Source organism: Candidatus Cryosericum hinesii (assembly GCF_003570985.1).
Taxonomy (GTDB): Bacteria; Caldisericota; Caldisericia; order Cryosericales; family Cryosericaceae; genus Cryosericum; species Cryosericum hinesii.
The window spans coordinates 1-17938 of sequence record NZ_QXIW01000016.1 but is presented as its reverse complement, the minus strand read 5'-3'; the positions used below and the strand labels follow the sequence as shown (position 1 = coordinate 17938).

The window sequence follows — 17938 nt, the reverse complement described above, 5'->3', positions numbered from 1 at the left end:
TCATGGAATAAGACAGATGGACAACGATGAAGTGCCCAGGCTGGACGCCCAGGATGCCAGCGAACATCCTGCAACTGTACTGAGACCCGAGGGCTCCTGTCCCGTGAAACCATGTAGCGCCATCAGAGCCACGAATCCTCGGACCTCATCAGGCTGCAGCATCAGGGCGACCTCATGCCCTGGGACCGCAGTGTCGAGCTCGAGAGCAACGTCAGTATGCCTGGCTCTCAGCCACGTTGCCAGGAGCTGTCTTCGGGCAACATCGCCCTTAAGCATGACGCGAAAAGATGGCACTTGGCACGCAGTCGCAAGAGTTGGCACGTCTTCCGAGCCGACAAGTCCCTTTGGAGCAACGTTCGCAATGCCAAACAGCGGCTTCGGCGCGAGGAGTGCACTGCTTGATGTGGCAGGCAACAACGTAAGCTGCATGACGGCACCACCAACATATAACACGGCTACGATGGCGATCGCCATGATTGGCGAGAGTCCAAGCCATAGACCCTGGAGCAAGCGACGACGAGAGCGGCGCACATCAATGACAGCCGTGACTGAACTTGCCAGTGAGCGATCCATCGGGGCAAACAGCGCCACTACCTCGCTGCGCAGCTCTGCAGACAGCTCAAGAGGCTGCTCGTTGTCACTCATTGTCTGGTTAGCTGTTCTCATGTCATGTGTCATCACTTGTCACCATCCCTAAGACGCACTCGACGTCCCAAGGTTCCCGAAAGGAGTTCACGCAGTTGACCACGGGCGCGGAAGACTCTGCTCTTGACGGTTCCCACGGGAACTCCGAGCCTGAACGCAGCATCTTCATAGCTCAGCCCATCCAGATCGACGAGGGCAAAGGCCGCTCTGAACACGGGGTCGACCTTCTGTAGAGCGGCGTGAAGGGCGGACTTGACCTCTTCAACATCTGGACCATCGCTGGCAGTCTGGGGCGCCTCGACCGTCAGCAGGTCAGCTTGAGCGTCGCCAGAACTCACAGGATACTGGGACCGTTTGCGGGCAGCGTCGATGCCGGCATTGGTGGCAATGCGATAAAGGTACGACGAAAGCCGGGACTGCCCCCGGAACTTGGAGAGACTTCCGTACAGCTTCAGGAACGTATCCTGTGTCACGTCATAGGCCAGATCACGATCGAAAGTCACACGAACAGCCACCGAGAAAACGAACCCCTCGTAGTAGCGCACGATGGCCTCGTACAGCTCGGTTCGCCCCGCTACGACCTGATCGATAGTCTGTGCGAGCTTTGGCATGTCATCCATGCAGCCATTATACGAATCTGGGTCACTCTGCATAGGAATCGATGTCAGCCTGCTGCGGTGTGAGCACCAGTTTGACAGCTCTCAGCCTGCACATATAATAGATTTGTGCCGAAGTGGCGGAACTGGCAGACGCAGCAGACTCAAAATCTGCCGGGGTAACACCCGTGTGGGTTCAATTCCCTCCTTCGGCACCATTCCAGTGAAAGCAATTCTGCACATCCCCCTTGACAAAAATTCCATGGTTTACTATAATCACCGTAATAGTATTCTTAGTATTTCTAACATTAGGAGGCAAGCAATGGGGAGAGACAAACGAGAATCACAGCATTCATCGTATGACCTCAACCGGCTGCGCATCTACAACAGCCTCATGGGTCTTCTGCACCTTGGACAGGCAATCTTCATCGTCATTCTCGGCTGGGGGAAGGGACTGACAGTACCCATCACGACCGACTACCTCAAGGCGGGCGGGCCAGGAGGAATGCCAGTCCCTACTCCGGCAACGCTAGGCACCTTTCGACTGGGTCCGGCAATTGCCGTGTTTCTCCTGCTGTCGGCGATCGCCCACTTTGTGACCATCCTTCCCGGTGTGTTTGACTGGTACAAGGCAAACCTGTGGCATGGCATCAACTACATCCGATGGTATGAGTACGCATTGAGCTCGTCCGTCATGATCGTCATCATCGCCGAATTGTCCGGCATGTACGACCTTTCCAGCGCCATCATGATCTTCTTCCTCAATGCAGCCATGAACCTGTTCGGACTCATGATGGAACTGCACAACCAGACGACGGCGCGGACTAACTGGACATCGTTCATCTTCGGCTCGATCGTCGGCCTGGTCCCCTGGGTCGTCATCTGCATGTATTTCTTCAGTGCTGCAGCCAGCGCAACAGGGACAATCCCCACCTTCGTTTACTACATCCTTGGCACTATCTTCGTCTTCTTCAATTGCTTCGCCATCAACATGGTTCTGCAGTACCGGAAGGTTGGGAAGTGGCGCGACTACATCTTCGGCGAACGCGTGTATGTCCTGCTCTCACTCGTCGCCAAGTCAGCGCTTGCCTGGCAGATCTTCTTCGGTGCGGTGGCTCGCAAATAGACCGACACTCCACTCTCGCAATGTGATGAACGCCCAGGCATATGCCTGGGCGTTTTCCAATTCCAGCTTCACACGAAGGCTCAATCCAGAATTCGTCCCCGTTTCACCAAGTCGTCCGCGACCGAGCCCAGGCCAACCTCGCGCAGCCTCTCGGCGGTCGGCAGTCCGTTCTTGTCCCAGTGATATGCCTCGTAGTAGCCGTCCAGGAGCTCGTCGACCATCTCCTGATTCACGTGAGCGCCCTTTGTAGGTCCATCGGGCATCTCCTCATACATCTTGGCTGGTGGCTGGTCGTAGGCACGCCCAAATCCATCCACTTCGCGGGTCCAGAACGCTCGCGTCAGGTTCCATATCTTCTCACTGAAGGCGAACAGCTCCTCCGTGGTGTAGTGCTGTCCTGTGACCAGGTTCAACGCCGTGACGTAGTTCTTCCAGTCGACCTTCACCTCGAGCCATGGGAAGCGACAGACGCCAAAAACCTCCATCAGTGGGCGGAGGTGCTGAAGGTCGTACACAAGTTTGCCCTTGCCCTCGGTCGAATCCCTGCCCATATTGATGTCCTGGACGATCGCCCAGGCTCTCGTGTGCTGGGCTCCAATGTCCGACGTCATGAATGCCAGCATCATGGCCGGCGCAGCATGTGTGTCGTAGGCGGAATAGTCGAGCCCTTTTACGTGAACGACATACTTCTCAGTATCCCTGCCGATGATGCGTGCAGCAGTAAGGGCTCCTTCCGCAAATGTCGCTCCAATACCCTGTCGAGCAGCGATGAGCCTGAGGAATGCGCGTACAGCATCCACGTTTCCCCAAGTCATCTCGAGGCCACCGAAATCCTCCTTTGTCAGGATTCCCCGTTGATACAGTTCCATCGCAAAGGCTACTGCCGATCCAGAAGAGATAGAGTCCATGCCGAGATTGTCGACATCGGCGTTCAGCACGGCAATTTCCTCGATGCTGTCCATGCTGAGGTTGGAACCCATCAGGCCGATCGTTTCGTACTCGGGACCCTCGACGTGGACATCGTACTTCTTCGAATAGGTGTAGGTGGAACAGCCAAGAGGACACGCGTAGCAGCCCTTGTCGCGTACATATATCTGCTCTCGCATGTACTTGCCATTGATACGGTCCTTCTTGGGGTACTGTGCATGCTGGAAGTTGTCGACAGGGATGACGCCGACGCTGTCACACCAGTCGGTGATATCCGTCGTGCCATACTTGGAGAAGGTCGGGAAGAACGCCGTATTCTTGATGTAGTCGATGACAGAGGTCGTGTGTTTCTGAAGGCCTTCGATGTCGGCGACCGGGATTGGCTTCGTTCCACGCACAGCGATTGCCTTGAGCTTCTTCGAGCCCAAGACCGCCGCGATCCCTCCCCGGCCGGCCTGACGTCCCACATCATGTGTAATGCATGCGAACCTCACCAGATTCTCGCCGGCAGGGCCAATAGTCGCAATCTGGAAGTCCTCCCCAAGATCGCGCTTCAGGGCATACTCTGTGTCGACGGAGCCCTTGCCCCAATAGCCGGAAGCGTCACGTATCTCCACCTTGTCATCTTCGATACAGAGGTATACCGGAGTCTCAGAAGCGCCCTCAAGGATGATCATGTCCAAGCCAGCGTACTTGAGCTCCGCCATGATCAGGCCGCCCATGTTGCTGTCGATGTAGCCTCCAGTCAGTGGAGACTTGGTGCCCCACACGATTTTTGCACTGGAAGGCCACAATGTACCCGATAGAGGTCCCGTCGCCACAAACACTTTGTTTGCGGCGCTGAGCGGATCTACGCCCGCAGGAAGTTCCTCATACATATACTTTGCGATCCAGGCACGACCTCCGAGCCAATCGTGAGCCAATTCGGGCGTCACGGGCTCTTGTTTGATCGACCTGGTGGTCAGGTCGACACGTAGAATAGAGCCACCATAGCCATTTATCATTGGCCCTCCTCCCAGGTCAGAGCTTGTGCCGCACAATTTGCCACACAGGCTCCACAAAGATTGCACATGTAGGGATGCGCACTGGCGGATGACCTGAAGATCGCTTGCTGCGGGCAGCTGTCTACACAAGCTCCGCAATCGATACACGTGGACTCGTCGATCACATAGGCTCCGTTTGCATCGACAGAAATCGCTTCAACCGGACATACAGACTGGCAGGCACCACACTGGTTGCAGAGATGAATCTCAAAATAGCCCTCTGGAAAACGGGGCACGATACCTATGTGAGCAGCCTTGTGTGTGTTGAGCTTGAAGTTCTGAGCCGAGCACGTGAGCTGACACAAACGGCATCCGGTACAACTCTCGGGCCTTACGACAATATGCCTCATGCGACCTCCTATCCTTGTCACGACAATATGATCCGCCCCCGATTATAGCAAGATGCTGTGGCAATGAAAGCAAGCGAGCTGCGCGCGTTGATTGCGGCCTCAATGGCGGTACAATAGGAAAGGACCAGTGGAGGCTGCACATGAGAACGCTTATCACTGACATTGCCTTCCTTATGACGGGCGATGCTATTCGGCAGGAACTTAAGGATGCGTATGTTGTCGTCGACGACAACATCATCACGGCCATTGGCACAGGGGCGCCAGTCCTCGATACCCCTGCAGACCGCACCATCTCGGGCGCACGCATGCTGATGATGCCGGGTTTTGTCAATACCCACCACCACCTCTACCAGACGCTGTTTCGGAACGTTCCCCAAGTCGAACATGCCAAGCTGTTCAACTGGTTGGCGTTCCTTTATGAACACTGGAAGTACATTGACGAAGAAGCTGTCTACACAAGCGCCCAGGTCGGCATCTGTGAAATGCTGAAGACTGGTGTCACGACGACGAGCGACCATCTCTATCTGTATCCGTATGGCAACAACGCCATCATCGACGCTGAGATACGGGCAGCTCGTGATATCGGCGTTCGGTTCCATCCCACGCGCGGCAGTATGTCACTGAGCAAGAAGGATGGGGGACTTCCTCCGGACAGCGTAGTACAGACGGATGAAGAGATCCTGGTGGAGTCCGAACGCGTCATCCACCAATATCACGACCGCGGTCGATACCCGATGACCCGCATTGCTCTTGCGCCATGCTCCCCTTTTTCGGTTACGACAGACCTGATGAAGCAGACGGCAGTTCTGGCGGAGAAAGAGGATGTGCTCCTCCACACGCATCTTGCCGAAACGCAGGATGAAGAAGAATTCTGTCTCCAGACATTTGGCTTCCGACCAGTCGACTACATGGAAGAGATCGGCTGGCTCACCCCTCGCTCGTGGTTTGCTCACGTCGTGTGGGCATCCGACGCCGACATCCATAAGCTGTCCGAGCACGAGTGCGGCATGGCCCATTGCCCGGCCAGCAATATGCGTCTCGGCTCCGGCATCGCTCCCGTGGCAGTCATGAAACAAACAAACATGCGCATCGGCATCGGCGTCGATGGCAGTTCCAGCAACGATACCAATTCGTTCATCGGTGAGGTGCGCCTGGCGATGCTGCTCCAGCGGGTGAGATACGGGGCCGACGCACTGACATCACGCGAAGCTCTGGCCATGGCGAGCATGGGCGGTGCCCGTGTGTTACGCATGGACTCAGACATCGGCAGCATCGAGGTCGGGAAGGCTGCCGACCTGATCATGTGGGACCTCGACACTCTCGAGTTCGCCGGCGGACTGCATGACCCCTTCACAGCACCGGTCATGTGCGACGCCAAACAGGTCAGCCTCAACATGGTCAATGGCAAGGTTCTCATCGAGAACGGCCAGTTCACGAACATTGACGTCCGGGCCCTGGTTGCCAGGCAGAATACGATAGCGGCGAACCTCATGGCACGCTAGTATGAGGCCGCGGACCAAGTCCGGCCGCTCTACAGCTTCTCTGGAGGTAGAGAAATGAAGACGCTTCAGCAGTTTCTGAACTACGCGAGGGAACACGAGATTGTTCAGGTCGACCTGAAATTCACGGACCTGTTCGGCGGCCTGCATCATGTGACGGTTCCCCTGTCCCGCGTCGACCAGGAATTCCTGACCCAGGGCGTTGCTTTCGACGGTTCCAGTATTCCCGGATTCGCGTCGGTTGAGCGCAGTGACATGCTCCTGCGTCTTGATCTGTCGACGGCATTCCTGGACCCATTTGCCAAAGTTCCTACCGCTGCAGTCTTCTGCGACATCCTTGAGCCCCACACCCATCGACGTTTCGCTCTCGACCCTCGATACATCGCGGAGCAGGCTGAAGCTTTGCTAAAATCTAAGGGCTATGCTGACACGGCCTGGTTTGCCCCCGAGTTCGAGTTCTATGTCTTCCAGAATGTCGATTTCAAGTCCTCGGAGACCACCTGTTTCTTCTCGATCGAAAGTGCGGAGACAGGAAGCACGGTGTCGCTCGACAACTCACAACTCCAGGGCTACGCCATCCGCCACGGACAAGGATACCATGCAGAGCAGCCACTCGACCGGCTCTTCGACTATCGAAGCACGCTCGTTCAGATGCTGGAGAATGTCGGGGTAACCGTCCGCTATCACCATCATGAGGCCGGGGAGACCGGCCAGATCGAGCTTGAGGTTATGCCCTGCACACCGCGCGCCATGGGCGACGCATCGCAGAAGATCAAGTACTTCGCCAAGAACCTTGCGCGCCAGATGGGAATGACGGCAACCTTCATGCCCAAACCGATTGCCGGTCAGGCTGGAACAGGAATGCACTTCCATCAATATTTGACCAGGAAAGGACAACCCACGTTCTACCAGAAGGGTGGAGAACCCTACGACCTCTCGCCGCTCGCCGTCCATTATATCGGCGGCATTCTCAATAACGCGTCGGCCCTTCTGGGCATCACAAACCCTTCTACGATAAGCTACAAGAGGCTCATTCCGGGATTCGAGGCCCCCATCCGCGCATTCTTCTCGCTGGGCAACCGCACCGCAGCGGTTCGCATTCCCATCTATGCAGATACGGCGCCAGAGAAGCGCATCGAATTCCGCCCCCCGGATGCTACAACCAATGTCTATCTTGCCATCAGCGCAATGCTTCTTGCCGGCCTCGACGGCATCGAGAAACAAACGGACCCGACAGCACTTCATCTCGGCCCATATACGGGCGATATCGAGAAGTTGTCCGAGAAAATTGTCCGCAAGATTCCGGTGCTTCCGACCTCTCTTTCCGAAGCCTTCGCAGCCCTGAGGCGTGGCAGCGATTTCCTGACGCGAGACGGTGTTTTCCCCCCTGCATTTGTTGAAGTGTTCTGCTCCTACAAAGAGAAGAACGAGGCAGAAGTACTCCGCCGCCTGCCTCATCCCAAGGAATTCGAGCTGTATTACGACTGCTGAGGAGACTGGATGCTCATAAAGCTCAAACTGCACGCCATAGTCGCCGATCAGATCGGAGACCTGCACGATGTACAGGTGCCGACCGGAACAGATGTCGCCGGTCTGCTTGCAGCATTGGGCATTGACCGCGACCGTGCAGGCTTCGTACTTGTCAACGGACAGCGTACGCCCTACAATACCGAACTGCACGAGGAAGATACCGTCTTTATCATCCCGTTCCTGGGAGGCGGTTGACCGGCCCTCGAGATAATTGACGCCACGTAGCGGCGTCACCAGGCTGTCGTTGATAGCGTTGAAGAAGTTTTTTCAATTCAGCGAAACAAGCGCGGAATAGTTATGGTATTGGACCACGACAGACCGGTGGAAGCGGGGACGGTTACATCCCAGCCGAGCGAAAAACAGAGGAAGAACTGCGGTCTATCCCTGTGCAGAAACGTTACTCAGCGAAGGACAACACGGTCCTGTTCGATGAGCAGTTTGATTGCTTCGATCCCAGTCGATATGAGCCGGTCCAGTATCGGATGATGGGATTCGTGTCCGCCCTCCGCAAACTGGTTGTTGACGATGAGCATGACGCCACCGGCACGCTTGTGAAGAATGCTCGATACCACAAACACCGTGGATGCCTCCATCTCCGAGCACACAGCTCCACCGGCAATCCAAGCCCTGCAACGAGCGTTCAACTGCTCGGCCAGTGGCTGGCGGTCAGGCTCAACCTCGCCGTAGAACGAGTCTTTCGATTGAGACACACCCAGGTGAAACACAAAACCCAGTTTTTCGGCTGCGGCTCTGAGTGCCAGCGTGACGTCGATGTTGGCGACTGCCGGAAATTCGATGGGCATGTACTGCCTGGTCGTCCCTTCGTCGCGGATCGCAGCTGTAACGATCGCCAGATCTCCAACGCCGATTCCCGGCTGCATTGCGCCTGACGTTCCGACGCGTATAAATGTCTCCGCACCGACCATCGCGAGTTCTTCGACTGCAATGGCGGTCGACGGGCCTCCGATTCCAGTCGACGTCACCGAGACTTTCTCGCCCAGGAGCGTTCCCGTATATGTGACATACTCCCTGTTCTGCGCAACCTTCACCGGGTCGTCGAACCACCTGGCGATGACTTCACAGCGACCGGGGTCACCGGGCAGCAGAACGTACCTGCCAACATCACCCCGCTTCACCTTGATGTGATACTTGTACTCATCATTGAACAACGTATGTGCCATATATAAGCCTCCCTTCTTTCCGCAGCGATCCGTCCTAGTGCAATCCCTGGAGTAATATCCTGATCCCAATACCAATAAGGACAAGGCCACCCACAATCTCGGCCTTGCCCTTGACCAGCTTTCCGATGCTGCAACCAAGCAGAGTGCCTGCCAGCGAGAACGCAAATGTCACCAGCCCAATAAGCAGGGCCGGCCACCAGATCGATACTCGCAGTACCGACAAACTCAGGCCAACCGCCAAAGCGTCGATACTTGTAGCGATGGCAAGGACCAGCATATCGCGCGTGCTGCGCCTCTCTGCCTCACACTCGTCCTCATGCTTTCCGCCACGTACAGCTTCGACAAGCATCTTGCCGCCGATGAAAACGAGAAGACCAAATGCAACCCAATGGCCGAAGCTCTGGATAAGGTCTCTGAGCGCGAGGCCCCCGAGCCAGCCCAACACGGGCATGAGCATCTGAAACCCACCAAACCACCAGCCTGGACGCAACGCATCGCGGAGCGTCACCCGCGTCATCCGGCACCCGTTCGCCACAGACACAGCGAACGCATCCATCGAAAGCCCTACCGCTATAACGAAAACAGTCCAGAAACCCATACGGCCTCCACGACAGGTGTGATATCAGGCGCATCACCAGAAACAACGATGATCACGGCTGTACGAGTGCATTGCATCGCGTAGCCAAGTATACCGGCAAGAGCCTGCTTTACAAGCCGGAACATTGATATAAACTCAGATTGCGAGTGAAAGCGGATCAGAGGCAACATAGTCAGGCATCGAGTAACGGTTCAGGAGGATCCTGATGAACATCTGGCTCAAGTACGGGGCATTGGTCGTGGCATCGTACCTGTGGGGTTCTGTTTGCTGGGGCCTTGTCCTCAGCTTCGTTGTCAAGCACGAAGATATTCGGCTGAAGGATAATCCCGGCCTTTCGGGGAGCGTCCGTCAATACGGTTGGGGCTATGGCCTTACTGTCGGGCTGCTCGACGTGATGAAGGGCTATCTGCTCAGCCTCGTCCTGCGTTCCATTGTCATCCCCTCTTGGGTCCTGATTGCCTCGTTCATGGCTGTCATCGTCGGGCACAACTGGCCAGTCTTCTTCCAGTTCAGAGGTGGAGGTGGTGTCGCGACAACCTTGGGAATCCTGCTACAGGGGTACCTGGTGGCGGTCCTGTGGGGACTCCCCTTTGCGGCTGTCGCTGGCGTTATCTGGAAGCTTGCCCCCCGTATCAAGGCCAAGATACACTTCTCTCCGTTCATCTCAGCGGTCGGGGCTGTCCCCATCGCCATCTGGATTGTCCTCCACAGGTCCTGGTACCCCGACTACGTCATCGTCGTCGCTCTTGCTGCCTCAGTCCTCATCAAGGGCAATCAGTTCCATACCAACGCGCAACGGTTCCGCACCTACGCGTACGGCATGCGCGACCGCTTCATGGACCACTATCGAGACAACAATCTGCCGCCAACAGCCTAGCGTCGGCGGCAGATACGCGAGAGAAGTCAGGGCCCCAGAAGGGGCCCTTGTTCTTATTGGCTCACGAGCGAGCATAAACCTCGGTTCCACCGATGAACGTGTGTTCAGTAACTCCTTCGGGCTCCCATGGCTGCGCTTTGAACAACGCCAGATCAGCAACAGACCCAGGACATATCTCGCCATACCCGTCCAGGCCAAGGATTCCGGCTGGAACGCTTGTGACGGACCCGAGAGCCTGTTCAGGAGAGATGCCCCGACCGACAAGAAGGCCCAGCGAGATCCGCAGGTACTTGGCGGGATAGTTGGGATGGCCCGCGATGATGGCCGTGCGCGTTCCACTCCCGAGGAGAGCAACGGCATTCTCAGGATGCAGGCGCTTTGCCTCATCCACGCTTCTCGACATGATAATAGGGCCGAACGCTATCGTTACATCTTTTTCCTTGAGTTGGTCGGCCACGCGGTCCGCATCAAATGCGCCAGTGATGACGTAGCGAAGGCCAAACTCCTCAGCAAGGCGCACGGCCGTCATGATGTCGTCTGCCCGCAACGCCTGGATGAACGCAACATCTTCACGGGCAAGTAGAGGAAGTAGAGCCTCGTACTTCATGTTATACTCTTTCTTCTTCTCCCGGTATTCGCGTGCCTTTGTGAGAATGTCCCGGATCAGGAACGCATTACCCATGCGCGTCATGGGCGTCCGTTTCTCACCGTGTGTCTGCTTCGGGTCGTTGCCCAGCGAGAACTTCATGCCGAACGGAGCCTTGATACACATGTCATTCGCGGTCGCGCCGACCATATGCACCACGGCACCCCTGCCTCCCACGACGTTGCTGCTGCCGGGCATGATCAGAGCCGTCGTCACGCCTCCCATGAGACTCTTCTCGAGGCTCGTGTCGTAGGGACTCAACCCGTCCATCGCCTGCATCTCCGGCATCACGGCATCCGTCGCTTCGTTCAGATCGTTCCCCTCGAACCCCAGCGATTCCTCTTTGAGACCAATACCGGAGTCGAGGTCGATGAGGCCGGGGGTCACCCATGCAACCGAATAGTCACAGCGCTCCCCAGGATGGCTCGACGTCTCCACCGAAATGACATGCGGTCCATCGACCGTAATGATTGTATCGTTCACGATTCCATGTCCATCAAACAGGTGCTGAGCAGCTATCCTGATCATGCGTTCACCTCCCACGCGAGCTTGCCGTTCACGAATGTCTTCTCTGCGACGCTGCTCGCTTTGAAGGGGTGGCCGTTCCAGACGACAAGATCCGCGTCCTTTCCCTTGGCGATACTGCCAATACGGTCCTCGAGCCCCAGGATCTTCGCCGGATTGATCGTAATGAACTCCAGCGCTTCCTGTTCTCCCGCCCCGCCCTCATACGCTGCGATAGCAGCCTCCAGCCGAAGAGACTCGATCGGAATCACCGGATGGTCCGTCATGATGGCAGTCAACACGCCTGCCTCATGGAGAAGATGTGGTGTGTTGAACGACGATGAAGCCGTTTCGACCTTTGGTGAAACATCGAGGAGCGGGCCCGTAATCACTGCCACGCCTGCCCTGGCAAGCTCATGGCGCACCCTGACACTGTCCGTCCCATGCTCGATGACCATGCGAATACCAAACTCGTCGCGGATGCGCACCATGGTGATCATGTCGTCGGCGCGATGTGAGTGCNNGCCGGCACGACGCTCCTTGTAATCACGTGCCTTTGACAACGCCTCGCGCAAGACCTTGGCAGTGCCCATTCGCGTGCTGGGAAGCTGGTTCTTGGTCTTGTACACACGCTTGGGGTTCTCTCCTGACGCAGTTTTCAGCCCAGCAGGGTTCTGCATCACCATTTCGTCGATACAGTGGCCGGCCGTCTTCATCGTGATGCTCTGGCCGCCAATAACATTGCCGCTGCCCGGACCCGTGAACACGGTCGTGATACCTCCCGACAGAGCATCAGCGAACCCGGAATCCCAGACATAGACTGCATCCAGAGCACGGCAGGCAGGCGTCGAAGGGTTCGTCATCTCGTTCTCATCTTCACCGATCTCGCCGACCTCAAGGTTACAGATGCCAAGATGCGTGTGGGCGTCGACAAAACCGGGCACGACATACTTCCCGGCGGCATCAATAACTGTGGCTCCAGCAACATCGGTGTGTTTCGCGAAGACCTCGGCAATCTTGCCGTCGTCGCCAAGCAGCACTGAACCACCCTCGATGACACCATCCGTGACGGTGAGGATCGTACCTCCGTGTATGAGAATCATACGGCTCCTTTCCTGAAGGGGCAAAGCAGCACCTCCTTCGGTCTTTTCTTCGGTAAGCGAATTATAGTTGCGCAACGAAAAACTGCAAGGACGCATAATATTCACGTGGAGTGGCGAGCCAAAACGCATATACTGGGCGCATAGTTGTGGCCTGCCGAGGAGGAACCAGTGAATATTACTGATGTGGCAATACTTGTTATCGATATGCAGCAGGACTTTCTGTCTCCGGCATCACCGCTGTTTGTTGCAGGTGGGCCCGCTATGGTACCGAATCTCCAGAGAGCACTGAAAGCTGCTCGGTCCGCCAATGCGTCGATCATCCATGCAACGCGCCGGCATCGGGCCACAGGCATAGACGTTGACCAGAGCCGGCGAACACTCTTCGCAGAGGTGGGAGGGTTTCTGGTTGCCGGAACTCCCGGAGCAGAGGAATTGCCTCAGCTTGCGCCCGCCTCCGGGGATTTCACTATCGTCAAGACCCGATGGTCGGCATTCTTCGCGACCGACCTTGACGCGCTCTTGCGCCGGCTCGGCACCCATAGATTGATCCTGACTGGCGTGCAGACTCCCAACTGCATCCGTGCGACAGCAAACGACGCTCTCTCGCTGGACTATGCAACGACCGTACTCTCAGATGCCACTGCGTCCCAGACGGACGAGATCCAGCTGTCCAACCTCAGAGACATGGCTGCCATGGGAGTGGAGATCATGACTGTCTCGCAGTTCGAGCTATCACTGGACCTCTAGCGCCCTCGCTGCCTCGGAATGCTGACAGCCGGCTCACCCAAGAGCCGGCTGTCTGGTTACACAACCTGGAATCCTGTCTATTGTTCTCGCTACCGCAGGTAGTCGATCGGATGCGAAGTTCCCTGCAGCAGAACGGTGGTTTCGGCTGGCGTCGTTCGTGCGACGACCTTTCCCTTGCTCAGCACAAATCGGGCAACAGATTGCCGTCGCAAAGCGTCCAGTTCGTCGAGAGCATCCAGAATGACCAGGTCAGCCGGTTTCCCCACTTCAATCCCGTAAGAGTCCTGAATGTGCAGCGTACGAGCTCCGGCATCCGTTACCATATGAAACACGGAGCGCATTTCTTCCCTTCCCGTCATCTGGGCGACATGCACTGCCATATGCGCCACGTCCAGCATGCTCCCGGTCCCCATTGGATACCAGGGGTCAAGAATGTCGTCATGACCAAGACTGACATTGATGCCCATGGCCGCCATCTCCTTGACCCGCGTCAGACCGCGTCGCTTGGGATATGTGTCGAAACGTCCCTGCAAGTGGATGTTCACCAGGGGATTCGCGACGAAGTTGATGCCACTCTTTGCGCAGAATCTCAGGAGTTTTGATGCATATGCCCCATTGTAGCTGTACATGGCCGTTGTGTGGCTTGCGGTAACCCGGTCGCGCATCCCCGTACGCAGAGCCAGAGCCGACATGACCTCGACAAAGCGAGATTGTTCATCGTCGATCTCGTCGCAGTGCACGTCGATCAGCTTCCCATACTTCTCAGCCAGCGCAAAGATGATCTTCAGAGACTCGACACCGTCCTCACGTGTCAATTCATAGTGAGGAATACCTCCGACAGCATCCGCACCAAGGCGCAAGGCCTCTTCGAGCAGGGCTGCTCCGCCCTCGAACCCGAAGATTCCGTCCTGCGGGAATGCCACCAGCTGAATGTCCACAAATGGCGCCATGACGCGCCTGACTTCGATCAGCGCCCGCAGGGCAGTCAACTTGGGGTCACAGATGTCCACATGCGACCGGATGTGCAGGATGCCATGCGAAACCTGCCACTCGATAGCCTTCGTGGCACGACGCACGACGTCCTCCTCGGTCAGCAGTGCCTTCCTCTCGGACCAGCGCTCGATCCCCTCGAACAGCGTGCCGCTCTCGTTCCAATGAGGCTCGCCAGCTGTGAGTGTCGTATCGAGGTGAACGTGCGACTCAACGAACGGCGGCGTCACAAAACATCCAGCCGCATCGATGGTTTCAGATGCGTCCGCAGACAGCCCGGGCTGAACGCTCTCAAACAGACCGTCCCGGACACCGATGTCCATCAGGGACTCATTCGCGCGGAGCCTCGCGTTGCGAACAATCAGATCAAGCATCATTCCCTCTCTCCGGCAACAGCCTCCGCCGCCATGCGTGGGTCATTGCTGATGACGGTCTCGACCTGTGAGGCTGCAAAATGGCGCACGAGCACGCTCAGGTCGACGGTCCATGGCGCAATTGCCAGACCAGCCTCATGTACTTCACGAATAAGCCCGTCGAATGTGTTGAGAACGTAAGGATGGATTGCGTTGGCGCCCTGCTCACGAGCAGCTGCCACCACATCTGGAGCCTTGATCAGCCACGGTGCGTACAGCAGTCCAGTCCGTGCTTTGGCGTCCAGTTTCCGGATGACTCCCATGCTCTGGATATTGAATGAAGAGTAGATGACATTCAACGAATACCTGCTTGCCAGTTCCAGCAAGCGTTCCTCCATCCCCTCGTACGCGATCTCCGAATTTTTGAGCTCGACGTTGAGCGTTGCCCGCGTCCTGTCAAAGACCTCGAAGACCTCCCGCATTGTAGGAATCGGCTCATGGTGCAGCGGTCCGGGAAACCGAACACCAGCGTCGAACTTACGGATCTCCTGCAGGGTCAAATCCTTCACCCAGCCATGACCGTCCGTGGTCCTGTCGACCTTCTCGTCATGGATGACAACCAGTTCTCCGTCCTTCGTCATCTGAACATCGCATTCGGCACCATCGACGCCGTGGTCCAGATCGTCGCGTATCAACGCAAACGAAGCCACCGTATTCTCAGGAGCCAATCGAGGCTCCCCTCTGTGTCCAAGTACCAACATGGCCAGGCCTCCTCATTCATGATCTAGAACAGCTCGACCGGCATCCAATGCGCGCCGGAGGCTACCCAATGATAGTCCGAAACAGGAGGCTGACAACATGATTCTCCAGGAGCGGAACAACGCCCAGATACTGGAAGGAGAGGATCCAAAACCTCAGGAATGGCCTCGAGACCGGGCACCGGCATGGACTTCGTTGACAACGGTCGCCATCTCCATATCCTGAGAGTACCCGGGAAAACGAAGCATCAGGACGTTTTCATCGAGAGAGAAAGGGAGGTTATCATGGGAACATTCATATCGCTCAAGACGGCAATCCCTGGACCGAAATCCATCGAGCTTGCCAAGAGGGAGGCCAAGGTCGTCGCTGCACCAATGTGTGACGCTCTGTCCCCTGCCTGGATCGCTGAGGGACATGGGGCACTGGTAACCGACGTCGACGGCAACACCTTTATTGACCTTACCGGTGGCTGGGGCTGCATGGCGGTCGGCCATTCGCATCCACGCGTAACCGCGGCTATCAAAGACCAAGCCGAGCACTTCCTGCACACAGATTTCACGTCCGTCCCATACGAGCCGTATGTCACCGTCTGCGAGAAGCTTGCAAAGCTGACCCCCGGTGACTTCGAGAAGTCGGTGGCATTGTTCAATAACGGCGCCGAAGCCATCGAGAACGCCGTCAAGATCTCACGCTATGTCACCGGCCGGACCGGCGTGGTCGTATTTGACCGTGCGTTCCATGGACGCACACTCCTCACGATGACTATGACGCACAAGGCAAAGCCCTACAAGGGTGGGTTTGGCCCCTTCGCACCAGACGTCTATCGCATGCCCTATGTCACCCCTTATCATCCCTCCATCAGGATCGAAGAGTGGGAAAAGCTTCTGACCACGTACGTCGACCCTTCGACGGTCGCATGTATCGTCGTCGAACCGGTTCAGGGTGAGGGTGGATTCCGCGTCCCGACTGATGGTTTCCTCGAGATGCTGCGCGAGGTCTCGAAGAAGTACGGCATCCTTCTCGTCGCCGACGAAATTCAGGCCGGCGTCGGCCGTACCGGCAAATTCTTCTCTATCGAGAACTGGAACGTCGTCCCCGATATCATCTGCACAGCCAAATCCCTGGCGGCCGGCATGCCGCTCTCAGCAGTCATCGCCCGCAAAGACATCATGGACAAACTGCCAGGCAGCAGCATCGGAGGCACTTATGTCGGCAATCCTGTTGCATGCCGCGCGGCCAGCGAAGTCATCGACATCATCGAAGACGAACACCTGCTTGACCGCGCTATTGCTCTTGGCAAACTCATTCGCAGCCACTGGGATGCCTGGAAGGAAAAGTACCAGATCATTGGCGATGTTCGTGGCATAGGCGCCATGCAGGCCATCGAGTTCGTCAAGGACCGCACCACACGGGAACCCGCTACTCAGTTGAACGGTGAGATCATCAAGGAATGCCTGCACAACGGTGTCCTCGTCGCCGGTTCAGGCATCTATGGCAACTGCATCCGCATGCTCGTCTCTCTCGAGATCACCGACGAGCAACTTGAAGAAGCCTTTGGCATCATGGAGACAGCTGTCGCCCGCGCCAACACATCGCGCTAGTTCGTCAGGTCTGTACCAGCTTTGATCGAAGCCGGAGCAATTGCTCCGGCTTCTCATTTGCGGAACTGTCAAGTCTACTGAGATCGCTTCTTGCGGGTGTCCGTCTCGATGATGATCGTGACCGGGCCGTCGTTCACCAGGCTGACTTCCATGTGCGCCCCGAAGACCCCATTCTGAACGTCGAATCCCTGGCTCCGCAGTCCTGTGCATACGTCCCGATAGATCTCATCTGCATATGGCCCTGGAGCCGCACCTGTGAAGCTGGGCCTGTTGCCGCGAGCCACATCTCCATAGAGCGTAAACTGACTAACGACCAGAAAGGATCCTTTGATGTCTGTCACCGAGCAGTTCATCAGACCGCCTGCGTCTGCGAAGATACGCAGGCCACTCAACTTGCGCACCATGAGCGCAGTGTCATCGGGACCATCGTCGGGAGCCACCCCCAACAGCACCAGCAACCCTGCTTCAATGTGCCCAACATCTTTGCCGTCCACGGTGACCGACGCACTGTTCACTCGTTGCACTACTGCCCGCATGTCTCACCTCTCAGTCGTTGCCAGTTATCGACTCATAGTAGCACGACCGGCCCGCAACGCGAATAGTACCGTCTCCGGTTGACACCCGGGGCCTTCCCGCTATACTTTCACTGTTCGTTTCCAAGACGTGGGGATATAGCTCAGCTGGGAGAGCGCCTGCATGGCATGCAGGAGGTCGGGGGTTCGAGCCCCCCTATCTCCACCACCCGACCACCATGACCCTTCTTTCTCGCTCTGGGACTGACTTCAGACCGAGTCAACTCACACTCATTTTCTGAGAACCGCCAGTGGATAACTATGTTAGTAACTCCCAGGTCGATGCGTTTC

At 56.8% G+C, this 17938-nt stretch carries 18 protein-coding genes and 2 tRNA genes; 9 read left to right on the top strand and 11 right to left on the bottom strand.

Annotated features, from left to right (window positions below; translation table 11 throughout):
- Both SMC3_RS02740 and SMC3_RS02735 read right to left on the bottom strand, forming a co-directional pair.
- Positions 1-666, bottom strand: coding sequence for a hypothetical protein (locus SMC3_RS02740; RefSeq protein WP_126850777.1), 666 nt, complete (start codon positions 664-666; stop codon positions 1-3).
- An 11-nt stretch (positions 667-677) separates the two neighbouring features.
- Positions 678-1256 carry an RNA polymerase sigma factor gene (locus SMC3_RS02735; protein ID WP_207799642.1) on the bottom strand — a complete coding sequence of 193 codons (579 nt, stop codon included), beginning with the start codon at positions 1254-1256 and terminating at the stop codon, positions 678-680.
- A gap of 116 nt (positions 1257-1372) precedes the next feature.
- Here SMC3_RS02735 and SMC3_RS02730 point away from each other — a divergent pair.
- Positions 1373-1459 (top strand) — tRNA-Leu (locus SMC3_RS02730).
- A gap of 104 nt (positions 1460-1563) precedes the next feature.
- A complete protein-coding gene (gene heR, locus SMC3_RS02725; protein WP_119087235.1) occupies positions 1564-2367 on the top strand; it encodes a heliorhodopsin HeR in 804 nt (267 codons plus the stop codon).
- 80 nt (positions 2368-2447) lie between these two features.
- Here heR and SMC3_RS02720 read toward each other — a convergent pair whose 3' ends face one another.
- Both SMC3_RS02720 and SMC3_RS02715 read right to left on the bottom strand, forming a co-directional pair.
- On the bottom strand, positions 2448-4298 hold the full coding sequence (locus tag SMC3_RS02720) for an aldehyde ferredoxin oxidoreductase family protein (RefSeq protein WP_119089787.1): 1851 nt from the start codon (positions 4296-4298) through the stop codon (positions 2448-2450).
- Positions 4295-4687 (bottom strand): 4Fe-4S binding protein, encoded by a 393-nt coding sequence (locus SMC3_RS02715; protein WP_119087231.1) that lies wholly within the window; start codon positions 4685-4687, stop codon positions 4295-4297. The genes SMC3_RS02720 and SMC3_RS02715 overlap by 4 nt, the downstream gene beginning before the upstream one ends.
- Positions 4688-4827: 140 nt before the next feature.
- On the opposite strand from SMC3_RS02715, the gene SMC3_RS02710 reads away from it, so the two are divergent.
- From SMC3_RS02710 to SMC3_RS02700, 3 genes are read left to right on the top strand one after another with little or no spacing between them, the layout of a single operon-like run.
- Positions 4828-6189 (top strand): 8-oxoguanine deaminase, encoded by a 1362-nt coding sequence (locus SMC3_RS02710; protein WP_119087230.1) that lies wholly within the window; start codon positions 4828-4830, stop codon positions 6187-6189.
- A 54-nt stretch (positions 6190-6243) separates the two neighbouring features.
- Positions 6244-7677, top strand: coding sequence for a type I glutamate--ammonia ligase (gene glnA, locus SMC3_RS02705; protein WP_119087229.1), 1434 nt, complete (start codon positions 6244-6246; stop codon positions 7675-7677).
- A 9-nt stretch (positions 7678-7686) separates the two neighbouring features.
- Positions 7687-7911 carry a MoaD/ThiS family protein gene (locus tag SMC3_RS02700; protein ID WP_119087228.1) on the top strand — a complete coding sequence of 75 codons (225 nt, stop codon included), beginning with the start codon at positions 7687-7689 and terminating at the stop codon, positions 7909-7911.
- A 206-nt stretch (positions 7912-8117) separates the two neighbouring features.
- Here the strand turns inward: SMC3_RS02700 and udp are convergent, their stop codons facing one another.
- Positions 8118-8897, bottom strand: coding sequence for a uridine phosphorylase (gene udp, locus SMC3_RS02695; protein WP_119087227.1), 780 nt, complete (start codon positions 8895-8897; stop codon positions 8118-8120).
- A 34-nt stretch (positions 8898-8931) separates the two neighbouring features.
- Complete coding sequence (locus SMC3_RS02690) at positions 8932-9495, bottom strand: manganese efflux pump MntP family protein (protein WP_119087226.1); 564 nt, start codon at positions 9493-9495, stop codon at positions 8932-8934.
- 205 nt (positions 9496-9700) lie between these two features.
- On the opposite strand from SMC3_RS02690, the gene SMC3_RS02685 reads away from it, so the two are divergent.
- Positions 9701-10372 (top strand): glycerol-3-phosphate acyltransferase, encoded by a 672-nt coding sequence (locus SMC3_RS02685; protein WP_119087225.1) that lies wholly within the window; start codon positions 9701-9703, stop codon positions 10370-10372.
- Positions 10373-10433: 61 nt separating this feature from the next.
- Here SMC3_RS02685 and SMC3_RS02680 read toward each other — a convergent pair whose 3' ends face one another.
- Both SMC3_RS02680 and SMC3_RS02675 read right to left on the bottom strand, forming a co-directional pair.
- The gene (locus tag SMC3_RS02680) at positions 10434-11546 is read right to left on the bottom strand and encodes an amidohydrolase family protein (protein ID WP_119087224.1); all 1113 of its coding nucleotides are present in this window, start codon (positions 11544-11546) and stop codon (positions 10434-10436) included.
- On the bottom strand, positions 11543-12625 hold the full coding sequence (locus SMC3_RS02675) for an amidohydrolase (protein ID WP_119089786.1): 1083 nt from the start codon (positions 12623-12625) through the stop codon (positions 11543-11545). The genes SMC3_RS02680 and SMC3_RS02675 overlap by 4 nt, the downstream gene beginning before the upstream one ends.
- Before the next feature lie 168 nt (positions 12626-12793).
- Here SMC3_RS02675 and SMC3_RS02670 point away from each other — a divergent pair, with 168 nt between their 5' ends.
- Positions 12794-13372: a cysteine hydrolase family protein gene (locus SMC3_RS02670; RefSeq protein ID WP_119087222.1), complete on the top strand. Its 579-nt coding sequence runs from the start codon at positions 12794-12796 to the stop codon at positions 13370-13372.
- Between the two features lie 89 nt (positions 13373-13461).
- Here SMC3_RS02670 and codA read toward each other — a convergent pair whose 3' ends face one another.
- Both codA and SMC3_RS02660 read right to left on the bottom strand, forming a co-directional pair.
- Entirely contained in the window at positions 13462-14739 is a 1278-nt protein-coding gene (gene codA / locus SMC3_RS02665; protein WP_207799641.1) for a cytosine deaminase, read from the bottom strand.
- Positions 14736-15476, bottom strand: a complete 741-nt coding sequence (locus tag SMC3_RS02660; RefSeq protein WP_119087221.1) for a glycerophosphodiester phosphodiesterase family protein — start codon at positions 15474-15476, stop codon at positions 14736-14738. The genes codA and SMC3_RS02660 overlap by 4 nt, the downstream gene beginning before the upstream one ends.
- 282 nt (positions 15477-15758) lie before the next feature.
- On the opposite strand from SMC3_RS02660, the gene SMC3_RS02655 reads away from it, so the two are divergent.
- Positions 15759-17075 (top strand): aspartate aminotransferase family protein, encoded by a 1317-nt coding sequence (locus tag SMC3_RS02655; protein ID WP_119087232.1) that lies wholly within the window; start codon positions 15759-15761, stop codon positions 17073-17075.
- Between the two features lie 74 nt (positions 17076-17149).
- Here SMC3_RS02655 and dtd read toward each other — a convergent pair whose 3' ends face one another.
- The gene (gene dtd, locus SMC3_RS02650; RefSeq protein WP_119087220.1) at positions 17150-17611 is read right to left on the bottom strand and encodes a D-aminoacyl-tRNA deacylase; all 462 of its coding nucleotides are present in this window, start codon (positions 17609-17611) and stop codon (positions 17150-17152) included.
- Between the two features lie 129 nt (positions 17612-17740).
- On the opposite strand from dtd, the gene SMC3_RS02645 reads away from it, so the two are divergent.
- A tRNA-Ala gene (locus SMC3_RS02645) sits at positions 17741-17816 on the top strand.
- Positions 17817-17938 lie beyond the last annotated feature (122 nt).